Origin of the sequence: Pseudomonas sp. SG-MS2 (assembly GCF_009933855.1) — a bacterium.
Classification (GTDB): Bacteria; Pseudomonadota; Gammaproteobacteria; order Pseudomonadales; family Pseudomonadaceae; genus Aquipseudomonas; species Aquipseudomonas putida_E.
The window spans coordinates 16,087-38,448 of the sequence record NZ_MOMO01000018.1; the positions used below are offsets into that span (position 1 = coordinate 16,087).

At 63.2% G+C, this 22,362-nt stretch carries 19 protein-coding genes and 1 pseudogene; 15 read left to right on the forward strand and 5 right to left on the reverse strand.

The features are described from left to right. Window positions 1-10: 10 nt before the first annotated feature. From BLX42_RS01325 to BLX42_RS01365, 10 genes and pseudogenes are all read left to right on the forward strand, one after another. The gene (locus BLX42_RS01325) at window positions 11-3,136 is read left to right on the forward strand and encodes an efflux RND transporter permease subunit (protein ID WP_161870979.1); all 3,126 of its coding nucleotides are present in this window, start codon (window positions 11-13) and stop codon (window positions 3,134-3,136) included. A gap of 177 nt (window positions 3,137-3,313) precedes the next feature. Continuing rightward, window positions 3,314-3,583, forward strand: coding sequence for a hypothetical protein (locus tag BLX42_RS01330; RefSeq protein ID WP_046785970.1), 270 nt, complete (start codon window positions 3,314-3,316; stop codon window positions 3,581-3,583). A gap of 83 nt (window positions 3,584-3,666) precedes the next feature. After that, a pseudogene (locus BLX42_RS27060) lies at window positions 3,667-3,972 on the forward strand (cell filamentation protein Fic); the annotation flags it as partial. Window positions 3,973-4,308: 336 nt separating this feature from the next. Beyond that, entirely contained in the window at window positions 4,309-4,872 is a 564-nt protein-coding gene (gene mobA, locus BLX42_RS26650; RefSeq protein ID WP_177010689.1) for a molybdenum cofactor guanylyltransferase MobA, read from the forward strand. A 277-nt stretch (window positions 4,873-5,149) separates the two neighbouring features. Next, window positions 5,150-6,478, forward strand: coding sequence for a hypothetical protein (locus tag BLX42_RS01340; RefSeq protein WP_161870981.1), 1,329 nt, complete (start codon window positions 5,150-5,152; stop codon window positions 6,476-6,478). A 32-nt stretch (window positions 6,479-6,510) separates the two neighbouring features. Beyond that, a complete protein-coding gene (locus tag BLX42_RS01345; RefSeq protein ID WP_161870982.1) occupies window positions 6,511-8,742 on the forward strand; it encodes an Ig-like domain-containing protein in 2,232 nt (743 codons plus the stop codon). Between the two features lie 15 nt (window positions 8,743-8,757). Then, entirely contained in the window at window positions 8,758-9,228 is a 471-nt protein-coding gene (locus BLX42_RS01350; RefSeq protein ID WP_046785966.1) for a curlin, read from the forward strand. A 16-nt stretch (window positions 9,229-9,244) separates the two neighbouring features. Further along, on the forward strand, window positions 9,245-10,690 hold the full coding sequence (locus BLX42_RS01355) for a curlin (protein ID WP_161870983.1): 1,446 nt from the start codon (window positions 9,245-9,247) through the stop codon (window positions 10,688-10,690). Between the two features lie 264 nt (window positions 10,691-10,954). After that, window positions 10,955-13,372: a glucose/quinate/shikimate family membrane-bound PQQ-dependent dehydrogenase gene (locus BLX42_RS01360; RefSeq protein ID WP_046785964.1), complete on the forward strand. Its 2,418-nt coding sequence runs from the start codon at window positions 10,955-10,957 to the stop codon at window positions 13,370-13,372. Between the two features lie 111 nt (window positions 13,373-13,483). Then, window positions 13,484-14,752: a carbohydrate porin gene (locus tag BLX42_RS01365; RefSeq protein ID WP_046785963.1), complete on the forward strand. Its 1,269-nt coding sequence runs from the start codon at window positions 13,484-13,486 to the stop codon at window positions 14,750-14,752. Window positions 14,753-14,780: 28 nt separating this feature from the next. Here the strand turns inward: BLX42_RS01365 and argE are convergent, their stop codons facing one another. After that, window positions 14,781-15,941 carry an acetylornithine deacetylase gene (argE, locus tag BLX42_RS01370; protein ID WP_115274589.1) on the reverse strand — a complete coding sequence of 387 codons (1,161 nt, stop codon included), beginning with the start codon at window positions 15,939-15,941 and terminating at the stop codon, window positions 14,781-14,783. Beyond that, window positions 15,934-16,611: a DUF1028 domain-containing protein gene (locus tag BLX42_RS01375; RefSeq protein WP_012314808.1), complete on the reverse strand. Its 678-nt coding sequence runs from the start codon at window positions 16,609-16,611 to the stop codon at window positions 15,934-15,936. The genes argE and BLX42_RS01375 overlap by 8 nt, the downstream gene beginning before the upstream one ends. Before the next feature lie 54 nt (window positions 16,612-16,665). On the opposite strand from BLX42_RS01375, the gene BLX42_RS01380 reads away from it, so the two are divergent. From BLX42_RS01380 to BLX42_RS01390, 3 genes are read left to right on the forward strand one after another with little or no spacing between them, the layout of a single operon-like run. After that, window positions 16,666-16,899 (forward strand): hypothetical protein, encoded by a 234-nt coding sequence (locus BLX42_RS01380; protein ID WP_144415454.1) that lies wholly within the window; start codon window positions 16,666-16,668, stop codon window positions 16,897-16,899. Window positions 16,900-16,913: 14 nt separating this feature from the next. After that, the gene (locus BLX42_RS01385; RefSeq protein WP_046785961.1) at window positions 16,914-18,233 is read left to right on the forward strand and encodes an NAD(P)/FAD-dependent oxidoreductase; all 1,320 of its coding nucleotides are present in this window, start codon (window positions 16,914-16,916) and stop codon (window positions 18,231-18,233) included. Next, window positions 18,233-18,649, forward strand: a complete 417-nt coding sequence (locus BLX42_RS01390) for a RidA family protein (protein WP_012314810.1) — start codon at window positions 18,233-18,235, stop codon at window positions 18,647-18,649. The genes BLX42_RS01385 and BLX42_RS01390 overlap by 1 nt, the downstream gene beginning before the upstream one ends. A gap of 37 nt (window positions 18,650-18,686) precedes the next feature. Here BLX42_RS01390 and BLX42_RS01395 read toward each other — a convergent pair whose 3' ends face one another. Further along, complete coding sequence (locus tag BLX42_RS01395; protein WP_039602016.1) at window positions 18,687-19,592, reverse strand: LysR family transcriptional regulator; 906 nt, start codon at window positions 19,590-19,592, stop codon at window positions 18,687-18,689. A 187-nt stretch (window positions 19,593-19,779) separates the two neighbouring features. Here BLX42_RS01395 and BLX42_RS01400 point away from each other — a divergent pair, with 187 nt between their 5' ends. Together BLX42_RS01400 and BLX42_RS01405 are read left to right on the forward strand one after the other, a co-directional pair. Beyond that, window positions 19,780-20,166 (forward strand): VOC family protein, encoded by a 387-nt coding sequence (locus BLX42_RS01400; RefSeq protein ID WP_046785960.1) that lies wholly within the window; start codon window positions 19,780-19,782, stop codon window positions 20,164-20,166. Between the two features lie 76 nt (window positions 20,167-20,242). Further along, window positions 20,243-20,812, forward strand: coding sequence for a hypothetical protein (locus BLX42_RS01405; RefSeq protein WP_161870984.1), 570 nt, complete (start codon window positions 20,243-20,245; stop codon window positions 20,810-20,812). Between the two features lie 125 nt (window positions 20,813-20,937). On the opposite strand, the gene BLX42_RS01410 is transcribed toward BLX42_RS01405, so the two are convergent. Next, window positions 20,938-21,363: a VOC family protein gene (locus BLX42_RS01410; RefSeq protein ID WP_161870985.1), complete on the reverse strand. Its 426-nt coding sequence runs from the start codon at window positions 21,361-21,363 to the stop codon at window positions 20,938-20,940. A 65-nt stretch (window positions 21,364-21,428) separates the two neighbouring features. Beyond that, window positions 21,429-22,355: an alpha/beta fold hydrolase gene (locus BLX42_RS01415; protein ID WP_115274586.1), complete on the reverse strand. Its 927-nt coding sequence runs from the start codon at window positions 22,353-22,355 to the stop codon at window positions 21,429-21,431. Between the last annotated feature and the right edge of the window lie 7 nt (window positions 22,356-22,362).

The window sequence follows — 22,362 nt, forward strand, 5'->3', positions numbered from 1 at the left end:
GGCCTGACCCATGCCGCAATTCTTCATCGACCGCCCGGTATTCGCCTGGGTGGTCGCACTGTTCATCCTGCTGGCCGGCGCCCTGGCCATCCCGCAACTGCCGGTGGCCCAGTACCCCAACGTAGCCCCGCCGCAGGTGGAAATCTATGCCGTGTACCCGGGGGCGTCCGCAGCCACCATGGACGAGAGCGTGGTCAGCCTGATCGAGCAGGAGCTCAACGGCGCCGACAACCTGCTGTACTTCGAGTCGCAGAGCAGCCTGGGCAGCGCCACCATTACCGCCACCTTCGAGCCGGGGACGCACCCGGACCTGGCCCAGGTCGACGTGCAGAACCGCCTCAAGGTGGTCGAGTCGCGCTTGCCGCGCCCGGTGACCCAGCAGGGCCTGCAGGTGGAAAAAGTGTCCACCGGTTTTCTGCTGCTCGGCACCCTGACCTCTGAAGACGGCAGCCTCGATGAAACCGCCCTGTCGGACATCCTTGCCCGCAACGTGATGAACGAAATCCGCCGCCTCAAGGGCGTCGGCAAAGCCCAGCTGTACGGTTCCGAGCGTGCCATGCGGATCTGGATCGACCCGGGCAAGCTGATCGGTATCAGCCTTACGCCCAACGATGTTGCCAACGCCATCGCCGCAAAGAACGCCCAGGTGGCGCCCGGCAGCATCGGCGACCTGCCTGCCCGCAGCACCCAGGAAATCACCGCCAATGTGGTGGTCAAGGGCCAGCTGAGCACCCCGGAAGAATTTGCCGCCATTGTGCTGCGGGCCAACCCCGACGGCTCGACGGTGACCATCGGCGATGTGGCGCGGGTCGAGATCGGCGCCCAGGAATACCAGTACGGCACACGCCTGAACGGCAAGCCGGCCAGCGCCTTCAGCGTGCAGCTGGCGCCGGGCGCCAACGCCATGGAAACCGCCACCCTGGTACGGGCGAAGATGCAGGAGCTGTCGGTTTATTTCCCGGAGGGAGTCAAGTACGACATCCCCTATGACACATCACCGTTCGTCAAGGTCTCCATCCAGCAGGTCATCAGCACCCTGTTCGAAGCCATGCTGCTGGTGTTCGCCGTGATGTTCCTGTTCCTGCAGAACCTGCGCTATACGCTGATCCCGACCCTGGTGGTGCCGGTGGCGCTGATGGGTACCTTCGCCGTGATGCTGGCGCTGGGCTTCTCGGTCAACGTGCTGACACTGTTCGGCATGGTCCTGGCCATCGGCATCCTGGTCGACGATGCCATCGTGGTGGTGGAGAACGTCGAGCGGATCATGGCCGAGGAAGGCTTGCCGCCGAAGGAAGCAACGCGCAAGGCGATGGGCCAGATCAGCGGCGCCATCATCGGTATCACTCTGGTGCTGGTGGCGGTGTTCCTGCCCATGGCCTTCATGAAAGGCTCTGTCGGGGTGATCTACCAGCAGTTCTCGCTGTCTATGGCGGTTTCGATCCTGTTCTCGGCGTTTCTGGCCCTGAGCCTGACCCCTGCCCTGTGCGCCACCCTGCTCAAGCCGCTGGCCAAGGGCGAACACCACGAACGCAAGGGTTTCTTCGGCTGGTTCAACCGCAGTTTCGAACGCATGAGCAACGGCTATGAGCGCTGGGTGGTGCAGGCTCTCAAGCGCAGCGGCCGCTACCTGCTGGTGTATGGCGTGCTGCTGGCGGTGCTCGGCTACGGCTTCAGCCAGTTGCCCACGGCGTTCCTGCCCACTGAAGACCAGGGCTACACCATCACCGACATCCAGCTGCCACCAGGTGCCAGCCGCATGCGTACCGAGCAGGTAGCCGCACAGATCGAGGCGCACAATGCCCAGGAGCCCGGGGTGGGCAACACCACGGTGATCCTCGGTTTCAGCTTCTCCGGCAGCGGGCAGAATGCGGCGCTGACCTTCACCACCCTGAAGGACTGGTCCGAGCGTGGCGCCGACGACAGCGCCCAGTCAATTGCCGACCGCGCCAGCGCCGCATTTTCCCGGATCCGCGATGCGGTAGCGTTCTCTGTGCTGCCGCCGCCCATCGACGGGCTGGGGGAGTCCACCGGTTTCGAGTTCCGCCTGCAGGACCGCGGTGGCATGGGCCATGCCGCGCTGATGGCGGCGCGTGACGAACTGCTGGCCGGCGCCGGGAAAAGCAAGGTCTTGGTGAACGTGCGCGAAGCTTCGCTGGCCGAAAGCCCGCAGGTACAGCTGGAAATCGACCGCCGCCAAGCCAATGCATTGGGCATATCGTTCGCCGACATTGGCGCGGTGCTGGACACCGCCGTGGGCTCCAACTACGTCAACGACTTCCCCAACCAGGGCCGCATGCAGCGGGTGGTGGTGCAGGCCGAAGGCGACCAGCGCAGCCAGGTTGAGGACCTGCTGAAGATCCACGTGCGCAACAGCAGCGGCAAGATGGTGCCATTAGGCGCCTTCGTACAGGCCAAATGGGTCAGTGGCCCGGTGCAACTGACCCGCTACAACGGCTACCCGGCCGTGTCGATTTCTGGTGAGCCGGCGGCCGGCTATAGCTCGGGCGAGGCCATGGCCGAAGTCGAGCGTCTGGTCGCGCAATTGCCGGCCGGGGCCGGCCTGGAATGGACCGGCCTGTCGCTGCAGGAACGCCTGTCCGGCAGCCAGGCACCGCTGTTGATGGCGCTGTCTCTGCTGGTAGTGTTCCTGTGCCTGGCGGCGCTGTACGAAAGCTGGTCGATCCCCACTGCAGTGCTGCTGGTGGTACCGCTCGGCGTGCTTGGCGCAGTGCTGGCAGTGACCCTGCGCGGCATGCCCAACGATGTGTTCTTCAAGGTCGGCCTGATCACCCTGATCGGCTTGTCGGCGAAGAACGCCATCCTCATCATCGAATTCGCCAAAAGCCTGGTGGACCAGGGCGTGGATGCCGTCGACGCCGCCGTGCAGGCCGCCCGCCTGCGCCTGCGGCCGATCGTGATGACCTCGCTGGCATTCATCCTCGGCGTGGTGCCACTGGCCATCGCCACCGGCGCCAGTTCGGCGAGCCAGCAGGCGATTGGCACCGGGGTGATCGGCGGGATGCTCAGCGCCACATTGGCGGTGGTGTTCGTGCCGGTGTTCTTTGTAGTGGTGATGCGTTTGGCGCAGCGCCGTCACAAGCAAAACGCGGTCGACGCTAAACATGTAGTCGTGTGATAAAACCCCGCGAGGTCTGGCCTGCAGGACTGGTAACAATGTCAGGCCAGACCTTGCACTATCCGCGGCTCGCAGACCCGTGGGTGTTAAACGGCACGCTGCAATGAAGCAACCCATGCGCTTGAAATTCGCTATGTTAATATTGCTTGCATCGCTTGCATCGGTGGAGGACCTGAAATGAAACAAGCTCACGATATCAGTATCAGAAGCCAAATCCAGGAACTCGCAAAGCAGCATGGCGTGACTGGCGACAAGGATCGCTTCAGCGACTTGGCTAGCACGGTTACCCGGCTCTCTGGTGATGTCGTTGCACTCGATACCATCGAAAGAATGCTCGTGTCCCTCAAGAAGCAAGGCATTTTGACCAAGCAGCAGATTCTGCAGTTGGAAGCCGGTTACCTGCGCGAACAATCGTGTTCTGGCAGCGGACGTAACCTCAGCGCATGATTTTCGACCCCTTTGATGACTATGAGTCCGCAGGCTACCTGCGTAATGCTTTCAAGTTCAAAGACCCCGAACAAATCAAGAAAATGGAGCATCTGGCCTTCGAGGCAAGCCTCGAGGAGGCCATTGCCCTGCTCGCTGCGCCCACGCGCATTACCTATGAAACCCTGCTTGAACTGCATGCACTGCTGTTCTGCGACTTCTATCCGTGGGCCGGCAGGGACCGCGCCGAAGTTGCGCCCAGGCTCGCGGTATTCAAGGGAACCGACTCCGACCCACGCCACACAGCGTTTTGCCCTCCTGATCAGATCAGGCATTGGGCCTCCCACGCCTTGAGACTCGGTCAGGATAGCGAGCGGTTCAGACAGCAACCCGGGGCAGTGCTTGGCTTGCTCGCCGATGCCCACCCTTTTCTGGATGGTAATGGTCGGGCCATCCTGCTGGTGTTCATGGAGCTTTGCCACAGGGCCGGGTTCGCCATTGATTGGTCTCGAACGACCAAAGAGCAATACCTGGCCGCCTTGAGCGCTGAGATCAACCAACCGTCCAAAGGCCATCTCGACCATTACTTGAAACCCTTCGTGATAGAGGTTTCAGACAGAAGCCAGTGGCCAGAAATCCTTGGCACAATCAAAGGACTTGATGGCCTGGACAAGGAAAACATCAGGTACGAAAGCCTGGATGATCCCGAGGTGCAGAAGCTATACACAGCTTATCGAGCGGTACCGATGCCTCTCCTATCTATCCTGATCCTCGCCGGCGGTCGCGGCCAGCGCATGGGCGGTCGTGACAAAGGGCTGGTGCGATGGCGAGACGAACCGCTTGTGGCGCATGTACAGCAAGTGGTGCGGACACTGAGTGACGATGTGGTGATCTCCTGCAATCGCAACCAGGACCTTTATCGGCCGTTTGCCGATCAACTGGTGTGCGACGCCGTGGCAGACTTCCCTGGGCCAATGGCCGGGGTGATCGCCGGGCTGGCAGCGGCGAGGCATGAATGGGTAGTGGTGCTGGCTTGTGATGCACCACTGATTGAGCGAGGGTTGATCGAGGATTTGCTGCAGTTGGCAGTGGCCAATGACAGTGCGGCCATGGTGCGTCAGGGTGGGTATTGGCAGCCGATGTTCAGCGTGCTGCCGCGCAGGCTGCTGCCGCTGCTGGAGCAGGCCTGGGCGGCTGGAGAGCGGAGCTTGCAGAAGGCCCTGTTGCAGGCGCCGGTCCAGGCCCTGGAATGCCCCGAAGGTGACCCACGCTTGAGCAATTTCAATAGCCCAGATCTACTGCAGGACTAAGTCAGGCCGCTTGAGCCGGCGATGCGCAAGCGACCTGATTGCTCTCTACACTGCATACACGCCTCATTCAACCCAAATCTTCCAGGCCAAGCAGCCCCATCGCCCCCAACCCTGGGGAACAGCACCCAACCCACCTCGCACCTCCAGGCGCCTCGCGCTGCACTAGACCCCTTGTGTTACGGGCGCTGCAGCCCACTCTCACGCACTTGGCACGACAGTTGCCGATGTCCTCCCAGACGCCCCAAGTCCATGGGCCCGTTTGCAGGAGGAATGACTCATGCACCGACCGATACCCACACCGCTGGCCGTGGCGATTTTCGCCAGCATGCTCCAGCTCCCGGCCCAGGCAGCGCTGTATGCCGTCGACACCGGTCCCTATGACCCCGCCAATGGCAACTTCGCCGCCTGGTACCAGGACACGCATGGGCGAACCCTCGACCTGTGCCTGACCAAGACCGTCAGCTCACGTGTTGGCGGCGCCCCAGGGGCGCCGGCATACATGTGCACGCTGCTGCCCACGCCTGGCGTATTCGACGACACACAACCCATCGTTTTCCCCAGCAACTTCCCTGACGAAGCCTTCTGGTTCACCGCCGACGCCGCCATCGTCGATGCCGCCCGCGGCATCGACCTGAGTTACGGCACGGCCATCGAAGCGGCGTTCGCCGCTGAGGAGCCCGTCGAAGGCGATCAGGTCAGCTTCGCCCGGGTTCGTATCCGCGTCGATGTGCCGACCGCCGGCACCTACATCGTCACGCACCCCTACGGCGTCGACGTGTTCGACGTGCCCGCCGCCGGCGATCGGGCGATCAACATGACCCGCGATATCGGCATCGCCGGCGCCGGTGACTTCAGCGGCGCGCTCAAAGGTGACGTGGGGCCGTTCCTGCGCAGCGTCAACGGCCCCTACACCGAGGGCAGCGAGCGCTTCATCGGCGACCCGAACCTGGAAGAGCCTGTCACCGGCAGCCCGTACAACACCAACTACGTGCGTATCGAGGGCCCCGGTGGCATCGACCTGCGCACCGAGCTGTTCTCGATCTCCGGCAAGCTCTCCGACGTTGCCCGGCCAACCCCGTTGATGCCACTGCGCAGTACCTATTCGCGGCACACCGAGGACGGCGACCTGCGTGCCCAGCAGGACGTCTTCGTGATGGCCCCGCCGCCTCCGGCCACCGTCACCCTGACCAGCCAGACGCCAAACCTGAGCCTGACCGAAGCCAACAGTACCGGCGCCTGGTATGCCCAGTCAGTCCTCAACCCGCTGTTGCCGGCCTCGTTGACATTGACCGCTGACAACAGTGTGGCGATCCCCACCAGCAGCCTGGCCACCGTCAACCTGCCGTTGACCGACCTGGTGACCATCACCCGTGCTGAATTCAGCCTGGCCAGCGGCCAGTTGACCCTGGTGGCAAGCACCAGTGACGAGACCAGCCCACCGGTCCTCACCGCCCACACCGGCAACGGCGCGCTGATCGGCGACCTGGCTGGCAGCGGTGCGGTGAAAACGTTGAGCACCTCCCTGTCGCCCATCCCGCCGGCCAAGGTGCAGGTCACCAGTGCCAATGGCGGTAGCGACAGCGAAGACGTGGTGCTGGTGCCATGAACAGACAAAGGCTCCGCCTTCAAGGAGGCAGCATGAACACTTGGCAACGCCGTGCGCTGTTGGCCGCCGGTTTCTCCCTCACTGTGACCAGCGCGGCCTGGGCCGCACTGTCGGAGGTCGATCCGGGCCCCTACACCTTTGCCACCGGTGGATACCCGATGTGGTACAAGGACACCGACAACCTGTCCCTGGAGCTGTGCCAGTCGCGCGCTACCAGCACCCGGTTCCCTGGTGCGCCGGGCGCACCGGCTTACATGTGCACCCTGCTGCCTGAGCCGGGTGTCTATGACGACGCCTTACCGTTGGTGTTCCCAGACAACTGGCCGCCAGAGATGTTCTGGTTCCTGGCAGAAACCGAAATCCCCGAAGTGGGCAACAGTGGTTATGAGCTGGAAGTCTACGTAGCAGGCCTGGAGGCCGCTTTCGCCGAGGAAAACCCGGTAGACGGCGACCAGCAAAGCTTTGCCCGCATCCGCATCCGCGCCTCGGTACCGACGACCGGCACCTATGTCATCACCCACCCTTACGGTGTGGAGACGGTCAACGTGACGGCAGCCGGTCGGCGGGCGATCAACATCACCCGCGACATCGGCATCGGCGCCCCGGGCAACTTCAGCGGAGCGCTCAACGGCAACCTCGGGCCGTGGCTGCGCGGGGTCGGTGGCCCCTATACCGAAGTCAACCCGGATACCGGTGCCAGCGAAACCTTCATCGGCGACCCGAACCTCACCGAAGCGGTGACCGGTAGCCCGTTCAATACCAACTTCGTGCGCATCGAAGGGCCAGCCGGGGCCATCCAGACCAATGTGTTCACGGTGTCGGGCAAGGTGCTTGACCAGCGTGCGCAAACGCCGGTAACCCTGGAGCGCGCCACCTACTCGCGCAACGGCGCCGGCACCCGGGTCGAAGTCTTCGCCAAAGCGCCGAACGATGCTGATGTATGCATGCGCAATGGCCTGGCCCTGGTCGGGACTCCACCCTCGCCCTGCCAGTTCAGCCTGCTTGCGGATAACAACGGGCTGTTCTTCACCCAGCAGTTGAGCCAGACCGCGCCGCCGCCGGTAGTGGTGGTCACCGGCAGCACGGCTACCGGCGGCACCCGCCCTACTTCACTGTCGAGCAAGCTGACAGATGTGGTGAAAGTGGACACTGCCCGCTACGACTGGACCAACAAGCGCCTGGTGATCGAAGCACGCTCCAGCGACGAGGTGGTAGTCCCCGACCTGGTTGCCCAAGGCTACGGCCGCCTGTCCAAATCCGGCACCCTGCAGAGCCTGACCGTCAACGACCTCAGCCAGCCGCCAGCCACTGTCACCATCAAGTCCGCCCATGGCGGCAGCGATGAGGAGCCGGTGATCGTGGTCGGCAACGCACCGATCGAAGCCGAAAACCAGGCGCCGCTGGCCCAGGCCGATTCCGGCAGTACCAGCGTCGGTGTACCGCTGACCCTCAACCTGTTGCAGAACGACAGCGATCCGGACGGTGACGTACCGCTGACCATCAGCGACCTGACCCAACCGGGTACCGGCCTTGGCGGTGTTGTGCTCAACGGCACCACGTCGGTCACCTACACCCCGCCAGCCGGCGCCACACAACCCCTGGTCGCCACCTTCAGCTATCAGGCGGTGGACGCCAAGGGCCTGAAGTCCACACCGGCCACCGTGACCGTGAACGTTGCGCCGAACCAGCCGCCAACCGTGGCTGCCCAGACCGTCGCGACACTGGGCGTACCCCTGAGCATCAACGTACTGGCAGGCGCCGCCGACCCGGAAGGCAACGCACCACTGGTGGTCGACAACGTCACGCAACCCGCTGCCGGCCGCGGTACGGTCAGCACCGACGGCAGCACGGTGACCTACACGCCACCGGCGACGGTCACCACAGCGTTCAGCACCACCTTCACCTTCCAGGTGCGTGACTCGCTCGGTTCGCTTTCCAACCCCGGCACCGTCACCGTCAACGTGTCGCCACGCCCGGCCGCAGAAACCTTTGCGGTCACCGCGGCAACGGTCACGGCGCGCTCCAATAACCGTTTCAACTGGGACATCAGCGGCACCTCGTCGGTCACCACCGGCAACACCGTTACCGTGCGCGTGACCACCACCACGGGTGAGCAGACCCTCGGCACCGTCACGGTACCGATAACCGGACGCTGGCGCCTGGCAGTGGGCAACAGCACCACGATGATCCCGACTGCCGCGCCTACGGCAACCGTAACCAGCAGCCAAGGCACCACACGCACCATCAACGTCGTTGTGCGCTAAGGCCAGGAGAACGTCATGAAACGCCTTCACCCACTGCTGCTGAGCCTGGCCCTGGCTGGCCAGGCTCAGGCCGACGACCTGATGGACAACGCCGACCTTGCCGCCGGCAGCGACCTCGGTGACCCGGTGATCATCCGCCTGTTACCGGCAGGTGCCGGCCAGGTGGCGGTGATCGAGCAACTGGGTTCGGGCAACCGCGCCGCCCTCGACCAGAACGGCCAGGCCCTGCTGGGCCGCATCGTCCAGGCCGGGGGCGCACAGGAAGCGTACATCCTGCAAGAAGGTAGTGACCTGATGGCCAGCATCAGCCAACAGGGAAATGGCAACAGCGCGTCGATCCGCCAGAGCGGCACCAGCAACAACGCCAGCATCGAGCAGATCGGCAACGACAACAGCGCCAGCATTGTGCAAGCCGGCTCGGGCCTGAACAGTTCCGTGACCCAGGCCGGCAATGGCCAGCATGTTCAGATCACTCAATACCGATAGACCTGGAGGCACCACCATGTTCAAGCTCGCTCCCCTAAGTGCCGCTATCCTCCTGGCCGTGGCCGGCCAGGTCATGGCGGACGACAGCACCTCGACCCAGTCGCAGACCGGCAACCAGAACATCGCCGAAGTCAGCCAGACCGTCGCGCCCTTCGCCGCCGCCACCCAGAACCAGACCGGCAAGGGCCACAACCACCTGGCGGTGCAGGACACCAGCACCAGCTACATCGACCAGACCGCCAATGGCTCGTACAACGCCGGCTACGCCGAGCAGTTGGTCGAAAATGGCAGCCAGATCACCCAGCAAGCCGAAGGCACCTACAACGACGCCTTCGCCAGCCAGTCGTTGGGTGAAAACAACCAGGCGCTGCAGATGCAACAAGGCGCCGAGAACCGCTCGACCGTGTGGCAGGATACCCAGCTGGGCAGCCAGGCCACTACCCAGCAGAGCGGCCAGCGCAACGAAGCCTTCGTCGAACAGCTGTTCGGGGGCAGCAACAACAAGAGCCTGGTGAACCAGGACGGCCAGGACAACTATGCCGCTGCCGAACACCTGACGCACAACGACGGCAATATCGAGATCTACCAGCAAGGCAAGCAGAACTGGGCCTACGGCGACCAGCGCGACGGCACCGGCGGCCTCATAGGCATCGATCAGAACGGCACGGGCAACTCGGTGGAAGTCTGGCAGGACACTCAAGTCGGCAGCCAGGCCACCGTCAACCAGAATGGCCAGCTCAACGAAGGCTACATCGACCAGAGCCTGGGCCAGGACAACACTGCCAGCCTGTATCAACAAGGCAAGTCCAACGCCAGCTGGTCCGATCAGTTCGAGACCACCAACTCGACCACCAGCATCTCCCAGACCGGCACCAGCAACCTGCACTTCACCTACCAGACCGGCGACAACCAGAGCCTGACCGTGACCACTCAAGGTACCGGTAACAAGGTCATGGCCAGCAACTGGAAAGGCGAGAAACTTGGCGGGCAGTTCGGCAGCGACCAAACCGCCGTAATCAACCAGAGAGGCACGGAAAACAGCGTCAACCTGACCCAGAACGGTACCTTGCAACTGGCCACCCTGGGCCAGAAAGGCACCAACAACTCGATGGAAACCAAGCAGGCCGACAGCAACAACGAGCTGTACTTCGAGCAGAACGGCACCGACAACATCCTGATCGCTGACCAGCGCGGCATCGACAACTATGCCACCGGCGACACCACCGGCACCGGCAACACCATCACCCTGGACCAGTCCGGCTACGCCAACCAGAGCTTCACCACCCAGCTGTACGGCAGTGGCAACAGCGCCACCATCAAGCAGGCCGATACCGCCAACGTCGCCTACGTGACCCAGGGCGGCGCCGGCAACATGGCGTTCGTCGACCAGAGCGGCGCCAACCAGGCCGCCACCATCACCCAGATGGGCAACGGCAACACGGCCACCGCCACCCAGCGCTAAGCAGCTCCCTCTTGAACCGCAGCGCTTCTCTCCCTGGCGTTGCGGTTCCTTTTTTTGTGCTTCGCACGTTATCGGGGCGCGGATGTTTTTGACTGCCGGCTGCAACAACCTTTTATGCACTTTTCGCTGCCTGATCTAGACTTTTCGCGACAACCCAGCAAGTTCAAGCCTGCGACAATCAGACTCAGAACATTATGTACCAACTTGTTAATTAGCTTGCTAAGGGCTTAAACTGCGCACATTCCACCTGCTGAGATCCCTGGCATGAACGAAACACCGCGCGCCTCTGGCGCCACAAACATCATCCTGGTCGGCTTGGGCGTGATCATCGCCCTGCTCGGCCTCCTCCTGGCTGCCGGCGGCGTCAAGCTCGCGGGCCTTGGCGGCTCCTGGTACTTCCTGATCGGCGGCCTGGCCATGGCCATCGCCGGCGTACTCATTGCCCGACGCAAGAAAGCCGGTGCCTGGCTGTACGCTGCATTCCTGATCGGCACCGCACTGTGGGCACTGATCGACGCCGGCCTGGTGTTCTGGCCGCTGTTCTCGCGCCTGTTCATGTTCGGTGCTATCGGCATGGTGGTGGCGCTCGTCTACCCGCAGCTGGTACGTGCCAATGGCGGTAGCACTGGCCGTGGCGCCTACGGCATCGCTGGCGTGCTGGCCGTGGTGCTGGTGATCGCTGCGGGCAACATGTTCGTTGCCCATCCAAGCGTCGCGCCTACCGGCAAAGGCCCGGGCATGACCCCGGTCGAAGCCGGCAAGGAGCAGAAGGACTGGGCCCACTATGGCAATACCGAAGGTGGCAGCCGCTTCGCTGCACTGGACCAGATCAACCGCGACAACGTCGACAAGCTCAAGGTCGCCTGGACCTACCGCACCGGTGACGTCGCCGTCAGCGATGGCAACGGTGCCGAAGACCAGCTGACCCCGTTGCAGGTTGGCAACAAGGTGTTCATCTGCACCCCGCACAACAACCTGATCGCCCTCGATGCCGACACTGGCAAAGAGCTGTGGAAAAACGAGATCAACGCCCAGTCCAAAGTGTGGCAGCGTTGCCGTGGCATGGCCTACTTCGACGCTACCGCGCCAGTGGCCCAGCCAACTCAGCCAAACAGCTCGCCGGTAACCGTCGGTAGCGTACCGGCTGGCGCCAACTGCCAGCGTCGCCTGCTGACCAACACCATCGACGGCCGGCTGATCGCAGTCGACGCCGACACCGGTGAGTTCTGCCAAGGCTTCGGCAACAATGGCCAGGTCAACCTGATGGCCGGCCTGGGTGACGTGCCAAACTCCTACTACCAGCTGTCGTCCGCACCGCTGATGGCCGGTACCACCGTGGTGGTAGGCGGCCGTGTCGCCGACAACGTCCAGACCGACATGCCAGGCGGCGTGATCCGTGGCTTCGACGTGTTCACCGGTGCCATGCGCTGGGCGTTCGACCCGGGCAACCCGCAAGACCGCAACGCTCCGGCCGACGGCAGCACCTATGTGCGCAGCACCCCGAACAGCTGGGCGCCGATGTCCTACGACCCGGCGATGAACACCGTGTTCCTGCCGATGGGCTCCTCGTCCACCGACATCTACGGTGTCGAGCGCAGCAAGCTGGACCACACCTACGGCGCTTCGGTGCTGGCCCTGGACGCCACCACCGGCAACGAGAAGTGGGTGTTCCAGACCGTGCACAACGACCTGTGGGACTTCGACCTGCCGATGCAGCCAAGCCTGATCGATTTCACCAAGGACGACGGCAAGTCGGTACCTGCGGTGGTGATCGGCACCAAGGCCGGGCAGATCTACGTGCTCGACCGCGCCACCGGCAAGCCGCTTACCCAGGTTGACGAAGTTCCGGTCAAGCCAAGCAACATCCCGAACGAGCCGTACTCCCCGACCCAGCCTAAATCGGTGGGCATGCCACAGATCGGCGCACAGACCCTGACCGAGTCGGACATGTGGGGCGCCACGCCATATGACCAACTGCTGTGCCGTATCGACTTCAAGAAGATGCGCTACGACGGCCTGTACACCGCACCGGGCACCGACCTGTCGCTGAGCTTCCCCGGTTCGCTGGGTGGCATGAACTGGGGCAGCATTTCCACCGACCCGGTCCATGGTTTCATCTTCGTCAACGATATGCGCCTGGGCCTGTGGATCCAGATGATCCCGTCGCAGAACAAAGGCCAGGCCGCTGGCGGTGGTGAAGCGCTGAACACCGGCATGGGCGCCGTACCGCTCAAAGGCACCCCTTATGCGGTGAACAAGAACCGCTTCCTGTCGGTCGCCGGCATCCCTTGCCAGGCACCACCGTTCGGCACCCTGACCGCCATCGACATGAAGACCCGCCAGGTGGCCTGGCAGGTACCGGTCGGCACCGTCGAAGATACCGGCCCGCTGGGTATCCGCATGCACCTGCCGATCAAGATCGGCCTGCCAACCCTGGGCGGCACGCTGTCCACCCAAGGCGGCCTGGTGTTCATCGCCGGCACCCAGGACTTCTACCTGCGCGCCTATGACAGCAGCAACGGTAACGAGATCTGGAAAGCCCGCCTGCCAGTCGGCAGCCAGGGTGGCCCGATGACCTATGTCTCGCCCAAGACTGGCAAGCAGTACGTGGTGGTCACTGCCGGTGGCGCCCGCCAGTCGACTGACCGTGGCGACTACGTGATTTCTTACGCACTGCCGTAAACCGCGTCGCTTTCATCGCCGGCAAGCCGGCCCCCACAGGTTCGTTGAAAGACCTTGTGGGGGCCGGCTTGCCGGCGATGAGGCCCTGAAAGATCAATTCGAGACCCCGCAATGCCATCCGCTATTCGCATCACCTCCCCCCTTCTGCTGGCCCTGGCCAGCACCACCGCCCTGGCCGACGGCGACCTCATGACCCGCAGCACCATGACCGGTGACTGGGGCGGCCTGCGCCACCAGCTTGAAGAAGACGGCATCAAGGTCACCGGCGACTACAGCGGTGAGACCGCGTACAACGCCCACGGTGGCCTGCACCGCTCGGCGCGCTATTCGCAGAACCTCAAGTTCGGCGTGCAGTTCGACCTGTCGAAACTGTATGGCCTGGATAACGGCGGCAAGGTCCAGCTGACCATCAACGACCGTCGCGGCAACAGCGCCTCGGAAGACCTGGTGGGCAACCGCCTGCCGATCCAGGAAAACTACGGCGGCCTGTACACCCGCCTGACCGAACTGAGCTACGAGCGCACCCTGTTCACCCCGGCGCTCAACGTCAAGCTCGGCTACATGGCCATGGGCAACGACCTCGGCGGCCTGGACAGCGGCATCCTGTGCAACTTCATGAACGCCGGCTTCTGCGGTCACCCGCTGAACATGTCGGGTGGCAGCGGTTGGGCCAACTACCCCAACGCCCACCTGGGCGTGCGCGTGAAGTACGACCTGTCGCCATCTTGGCAGTTGCGCGTGGCGGCGTTCAACGTCGACCCCGAAAGCAACGGCAACTCCAGCCGCGCCTGGCACCTGGGGCCCAAGCACACCACAGGCACCGTGGTGCCGGTCGAGCTGATCTACAAGCTGCAGGGCGAATTGCCGGGTGAATACAAGCTGGGCTACTACTACGACAGCTCCGACGTCAAACGCATTGGCAGTGACGACGAAGTGTCCGGCCGTGGCGGCCATTACCTGCTGATCGACCAGGCGGTGTGGAACGATGCCGGTTTGCCGGGGCGCAGCCTGCATGCTTTCGGCCAGTACTCGGCGTCGAGCAAGGCAGCCTCGCCATTTACCAAGTGGTATGGCGCCGGTGTGGTGCTGTACAAGCCGTTCGAAGGCCGCCCGCGTGACACCGTGGCGCTGGGTTATGGCCGCGCCGTGCCGAACCCGCGCAGCCGTGACGTGCTGGAAGATGCCGCGTTCGATGCCGGGCAGCAGTTCCCGGACATCGACAGCGCCGAGCAATTGATCGAACTGAGCTACGGCTACCAGGCAACGCCATGGCTGAACCTGCGCCCGGATGTGCAGTACATCATCGAGCCTGGTGCCTTCTCCGGCCAGGACATCGACAATGCGCTGGTGGTGGGGCTACAGGTCAAAGCGACCTTCTGATCCCCCGGGGCCGCTGTGCGGCCCCTTTTCAATCCTGCCTGAGGTAATCCACCAGCCTCGACAGCATCGCATCACACCCCTGCAACTGCTCGACACTGACAAACTCATCTGGCTTGTGCCCTTGCTCCATGCTCCCCGGGCCACACACCACGGTGGGGATGCCTGCCTGATCGAACAACCCGCCTTCGGTGCCGAACGCCACAGTACCGAATTCATCCGACCCGCTGAGTAATGCCACCAACCGCGCCGCCTCGCTGTCGGCAGGTGTGGCCAACCCAGGATATGCACTCAAAGGTGCCAGATGAATGGCACTGGCCGCGTTCACGCTGCGCATGCGCGGCAACAATTCGGCCTCGGCATAGGCCTGCAACTGATCGGCCACCGTCTGCGCTTCAAAGCCTGGCAAAGCGCGCACCTCAAAGTCGAATGCACATTCTTCGGGCACGATATTCAGCGCCCTGCCGCCCTTGATGGTGCCTGTCTGCACCGTCGAGAACGGCGGATCAAAGCGCTCGTCGTGCTGTTCGGGCAGCGCCAGCGCGTCACCAATCTCGCCCAGTTTGCCGATCAGCCTGGCGGCATATTCGATGGCATTCACACCATACGGCGCATAGGCCGAATGGCACGCCGCGCCGTGCACCTGGCAACGCATGGCCAGCTTGCCTTTGTGGCCGAGCACCGGTTTTAGCTCGGTAGGCTCGCCAATCAGGCAAAGCCGCGGTTTGTCAGGCCGCTGTTCGAGCGCGGCGAGCATCGAGCGCACACCCAGGCAACCCACTTCCTCGTCATAGGAAAACGCCAAATGCACCGGCATGCGCAGCGGCTGCGCAAGAAATGCGGGTACTGCCGCCAACACCGAGGCAATGAAACCTTTCATGTCCGCCGTACCACGGCCATACAGGCGCCCATCGCGTTCACTCAGGGCAAACGGTTCGACCGTCCAGGCCTGGCCATCCACCGGCACCACATCGGTATGCCCGGACAGCACCACGCCGCCAACATCAGCGGGGCCGATGGTAGCGAACAGGTTGGCCTTGGTGCCTTCAGGGTTATGGAACAGTTCGCTGTCCACGCCCTGTTCGGCCAGATAGTCGCGGATGAAGCCGATCAGCTGCAGGTTGGAGTCGCGGCTGACCGTGGCATAGCCGATCAGCCGGGCCAACAGGGCGCGGCTGGTGAACTCACTCATCACCCGGCACCCCATAGCTCGGTGCAGTCGTCGGGTTCAGCGCGCGGGTAACGTAGTCCTGCATCTGCGGGCGGTACGCCTGCCACAGACCATCGAGCACGCCGATCGGGTTTTCATCGGCCCAGTCCACGCGCAGGTCCACCAGCGGCCAGGTCAGCTCGCCCGCGATCTTCAGCGCCGCCGAGTGCACCGGGCCTGCCTCGCCACCTGCAGCCATTGCCGCATGCATGGCCGCCAGCAGGCGATCAGCCAGGTGCCCGCCGGCCTGTTCGAAGGCTTGCACCATGGCTTCGATGACCTGTACCGAAGACAACAGGTTACCGGCCGCCGCGCATTGCTCACCGGCCACGGCGTTGTGCACACCCAACGCCTGCTTGCCGGTGAACAGCGCCACCTGGCCATTACTGTCGATCACCGTGACCTGGCGGTACTCGCTCCAGCCATTGGCGCTGAGCACCCGGTCCAGCGCTGCCGCAGGCGGCAGCTGGCCCTGCTCCAAGGCATCGAGGATCTGTGGGCCAAGCGCCGGCAAGGTGATGTTCTGGGTGGCAACGGCGCCGACGCCTGCACGTACCCAAGGGCAACGCGCCCCTACGGCGATGCTCGACGAACTGATGGCGATACCGACCTGGCCGGTTTCCTGGCAGCGTCCGATGATGGAGAAGGTCATGAAAAGGCTCCTGTTGTTCTGGGCGATTGCAGGCATTCTGGGCAGAACCTTTTAGTGAGCGAAACCACCTTTTTCCTGTGCCTTGAGCAGGAAAAAACTAAGGCCGCGCACAGCCACGCAAAACAGCCCGAAACCCCTGCCACCCTTCCTGTAGCCCTTGTGCAGCAAGGCCTTCGCCGTTTTATCGGCAAGTACTCGTTAAATACTAATTTCGCGATTTTCCGTGCATCCCTAGTCTGGCCCCAGGTAACGGCGGTCCTCCAAACCGACCTGACAAAAACCGCCTGAACAAGGGCTCGGACATGACACTGAATACAATCGAAATCGACACCCTCGTCGTCGGCGCCGGCCAGGCCGGCGTGGCCATGAGCGAACATTTGAGCAAGCTCGGCGTGCCGCACCTGGTGCTGGAGCGCAAGCGTATCGCCGAGGCCTGGCGCACTGGCCGCTGGGATTCGCTGGTCGCCAATGGCCCGGCCTGGCATGACCGCTTCCCCGGCCTTGAATTCAACCTCGACGCCGACGCCTTCGCCGGCAAGGACCAGGTTGCCGACTACTTCGAGCAATACGTACGCAAGTACAACCTGCCGGTGCGCACCGGCATCGAGGTGAAGAAGGTGGTGCGCAATGCCGACCGCCCCGGCTTCACCATCGAAACCAACGAGGGGGTGATCCGGGCCAACCGTGTGGTGGCCGCCACCGGCCCGTTCCAGCGCCCGGTCATCCCGGCCATCGCGCCCAAGGACGAGCACCTGCACCAGATCCACTCCGCCGCCTATTTCAACCCCGGGCAACTGCCTGAGGGCGCAGTGCTGGTGGTAGGTGCCGGCTCCTCCGGCGTGCAGATCGCCGAAGAGCTGATGCGCGCCGGGCGCCAGGTGTACCTGTCGGTCGGCGCCCACGATCGTCCGCCACGGGCTTATCGCAACCGCGACTTCTGCTGGTGGCTGGGCGTGCTGGGCGAATGGGATGCCGAGATCGCCAAACCTGGCCGCGAGCACGTGACCATCGCCGTCAGCGGTGCCCGTGGCGGCCACACCGTAGACTTCCGCGCCCTCGCCCATCAGGGCATGACCCTGGTCGGCCTGACCCAATCGTTCGACAACGGTGTTGCACGCTTCCAGGACAACCTGGCCGACAACATCCGCCGCGGCGACGAAAACTACCTGGCCTTGCTGGACGCTGCCGATGCCTATGTCGAACGCAACGGCCTGGACCTGCCGCAAGAGCCCGAAGCACGCAAGCGCCTGCCGGACCCGGCTTGCGTCAGCAACCCGCTACTGGAATTGGACCTGGCCAAGGCCAATGTCACCAGCATCATCTGGGCCACCGGCTACGGCGTGGACTTCAGCTGGCTGCAGGTCGACACCTTCGATGCCAATGGCAAGCCCCAGCACCAGCGCGGCGTGTCCCGCGAACCGGGTGTGTACTTCCTCGGCCTGCCCTGGCTGTCGCGCCGCGGTTCCTCGTTCATCTGGGGCGTTTGGCACGACGCCAAGCACGTCGCCGGCCACATCGCCACCCAGCGCACTTACCTGGCCTACCGCGACCGCGAACAGCGTGAAGCGGATGAGCAGCAAACTACCTCGATCAGCAACGTCAGCACCCTCGGAGCCCACTGATGCCTACCCATACCCGCATCCGCATGTTCAACACCAAGGTCACCTACCCTAACCAGACCCTGGACAACGACCTGTGCCAAGCCGTGCGCGCCGGCAACACCATCTATGTGCGCGGCCAGGTCGGCACCGATTTCGAGGGCCGCCTGGTGGGCCTGGGCGACCCTCGGGCGCAGGCTGAGCAAGCGATGAAGAACGTCAAGCAACTGCTTGAAGAAGCAGGCTCCGACCTGTCGCATATCGTCAAGACCACCACCTACATCACCGACCCGCGCTTCCGTGAGCCGGTGTACAAAGAAGTGGGCAAGTGGCTCAAGGGCGTGTTCCCGATTTCCACCGGGCTGGTAGTGGCGGGCCTGGCCCAGCCTGAATGGCTGATGGAAATCGATGTGATTGCGGTAGTGCCGGATCACGCTTGATTGAGTGAGGTGCTGGGGCGCGCGGCGCCCCGGTCATCTACATCCTGCCCAGTTCTTCCCGGCAAAACTCCACGAAAAGCTGCGCCGGCTTGGTCAACTGCACCCGCTTCAAACGCGCCGCAGCCAACCCCGACAACGCCACCGGCTCGGCAATGTCCACCGTCACCAGCTTCTGCCCGTCATACGTGCATTCTGAATGCGGCCGGGTCACCAGCAGTGAAAAGCCGAACCCCTGCCCCACCATCCCGCGCACCATCTCGATCGACGGCGAACTGAAGACAATGTTCGGCGTAAGGCCCATCTCGTTGAACAGGCTGACGAAATAGGTACGGCTCGGCGCCACATCCAGAAGGATCATCGGCTCCGGGCACAAGTCACGCAGTGACACCTGCGACTGGCCGGCAAAGCGGTGCTTTTCAGGAAGCAACACGTAGGGCTTTTGAGGAGGCATCAGCGGCTCAGCCTCGATGGTGCCATCCAGGTCATGATCGTAGAGAAACGCCAGGTCGAACGTACCCGCCGTCAGGCCCTGGATAAGCTCCTGCTGCTCGCCGTCGCGCAAACGGATGTCTACGCCCGGGTAGCGTTCGCGAAAACCGGCAATCAGGCGTGGCAGGTACAACGGGGCCACGGTTTCGAAGCAGCCAATATCGATCTGGCCGGCCACGGTATCGTTGTCGGCCAGCGCGTTCTGCTCGAACTCGTGGGCCATCTGCAGCAACGATTTGGTCTTAGCGTAGAAGCGTTTGCCGCTGGGGGTGAGCGAAACACCTTGGGCATGGTGGCGGATGAACAACTGCACGCCAAAGCTCTCTTCCAGGCTCTTGATCGCTGTGGAAATGGACGGCTGCGCGATGTACAACTGGCGCGATGCCTCAGCGACGCTGCCGGCCTCGACGGTGGTGACGAAGTATTTGAGTTGTCGCAAGGTATAGGAAGCCACAGGCACCTCTCTGGCGCCGGTTGGGGCGCCCTTTTGAATTATCCTGCCACTTTACCGTGCCGTTGCAGTGGCGGGCGGCGCGGTGATGAAGGATTTGCCTATGGCTTGAACATATTCTTGCTTTGCCACGCCCGGCTGCAAAACGTCTTTACTGGAAGGTAAACAGCCGCAGGAACGGTGTGAGCCTATGAAAATCGTTGTCACCAGCATCCTCGTCGACGACCAGGCCAAGGCCTTGGCCTTCTACCATTACGTACTGGGTTTCGAACCCAAGGACGACATCCCCATGGGCCAGTACCGCTGGCTGACCCTCACGTCTCCCAACGAGCCCAACGGTGTTCAGCTGGTACTGGAACCCGATGCCCACCCAGCGGCCAAGACCTACAAGGCAGCGCTTCGCCAGGACGGTATCCCGGCGACGTCGTTCGGCGTGCGCGACATTCAGGCCGAGTACACGCGCTTGTGCAAGGCCGGGGTCAGGTTCACCAAACAACCCACCGACCTGGGCCCGGTCACCGTTGCGGTGTTCGACGATACCTGCGGCAACCTGATACAGATCGCTCAGAAACATTGACCCTGGCCCATGGCAGGCCAGGCTGCCATTGGCTAAAGTTGCCGCTATTCCCGGTGCGCTAAAACAAGGAAAAACAATGCGCCACGAATTCAGCGAAGTGCTCAACGACCTGATCGATTACTTTCTGGTCGGGGACATTCAGTTGCTCGACCGCTTCAAGCACGACAATGACTTGCCCGATGACCTGGCCAGCGAATTCACCCACACCGACAGCGGCGACAGGGCCGTGCGCGAAGGCATCGTCATACCCTTGGCTGGCATCGACAACCTGCCCTACCACATCATTTTCACCCTCGAAGGTGACACTCCCGCCTTGCTCGAGCCCGGCAGCCGCCTGAAACACCGGCGCGACGGTTATGTGCTACAGGTCGAGAACCGTGCGGTGATGGTGTACACCTGGCGCATCCTCCAGCATTTCACCAACAAGACCCTCGGCGACCTGCTCGCCCGCTACCAAGTGCCGGGGCGGCCGATCATCGAGCTGGATAACGGCTGGTATGACGTCGAAGTACTGGGCGGCGCGGTCGTGCGTGAGGGGCTGTACGAGCCGGCGTTCGAATTCGTGTTGACCAAGCGCTCAAGCCGCTGTGAGGCCAAGGACGTGGATATCGGGTATGCCTTTACCCTGCGTGGTTACTTCGACTGATTGCTCTCAAGCTTGCAGCGCAGGTAAGCAAGGCGAAAGTGACAGCAAAATATTCCAGGCAGAATCGGCTGGTACGGGATAGCCAGGTTCTCAGCATCGGCGGATATCATTTCCTCACAGCCCGGTCATGCGCCCTGCTGCATTGGCACTGGCCCTTTGAGCTCGACCTGGTTGCCATCGGGGTCGTAGCAGTATAGCGACAGCCCCTCGCCCTCGGCGCCATAGCGCACCTGGGCAGGCTCCACCGCCACGCCGGCCGCTTGCAGGTAGGCGGTCAGTGCTTGCTCATCGAACGGTTCTATACGCAGACAGAAGTGGTGAAGGTTACGCCCTTCTGCCCCCGGCGCAGCACCACCGGGGCGCCCAAGCGGGCCATCGAGGGTAACCAGGTCGATCATGGCCGTACCGGTTGCCAAATGGACCATCCCCAGGTCCTCGCGCTCCCTGCTGACCGTGCAGCCCAGCAGGTCACGGTAGAAGGCCACGCTGCGCTGCAGGTCGCTGACGCGCAGCACCAGGTGGTCGATGTGCTTGATGGCGAATGGTCTCATGCCGGCGCTCCTTGAGGCGATTGCACAAAGGTCCCGGCCACCATAGCCCAGCAGCGCATGCCCCGCTACTCGTTCACCAGGCGCTGCAGCAGGCCGGCATCATGGCGGGCCAAGGTACGTAGAATCTGCTCGACCACTGTTCGGTCCGGCGCTTCCAAGTGGAAGTGATGCCCACCGGGGTGCCATGACACCCTGGCATGGCTGGGCAATGCAGCCTCGCGCTGCGCGAAGGCACCGCCAACAAACGCCCCCTGCCTGCCCAGCATGAGGTAAAGCGGGCAGCGGATTTCCCGGAGAAGGTCACACGCCTCGCGCTCGGTCAGTGGCATCGGCTCGGGCAACACCAGCCGTGGGTCATGGCGCCAGCAGTAGCCGTGCGCCAACTGCAGCAGGTCACGCATGGCCAGCAACCGTGCGGCGTCGTCGGCAAGTTCGCCATCGAGACGCTTGCGTCGCTGCTCCAGGGCAGTTTCCAGATCGTCGAAGCGGCTCCCGGCGACGTCGGCAAAGCCGTGCAACTGGCTGCGTTGCACCATACGCTTGAGCCGATAGGCACGGGCCAGGTGCTGCACGCGATCATCCTCGGCAACCGTGAACGGCGCTCCCATGCCGTCGAGGAAGGTCATACTGGCGATGCCGCTGGTCATGGCAGCCAGCAGCGAGGCAATGCCGGTGCCCATGCCATGGGCTAGCACATGAAACCGCACCAGCCCAAGGCTTTCGACCACCGCCAGCATGTCCTCGGCATGCTCCCACAGGTAGTAGCCGCTGTCGTGGCGCCGGTGATCGGAGCGACCGTGACCGACCAGGTCAGGGGCGACCACGAAGCAACCATCGAGCAACGGGCCCAGCCGCTCGAACGAGGCGGCATTGTCCAGCCAGCCGTGCAACGCCAGCACCGGTATACCGTCTTCGGCTCCCCACGTGCGTACCGCTATTTCAATACCGTCGAGGTCAAGCAGGTGATCCTTTGGACTGCATAGCGAACGCATCGAACTC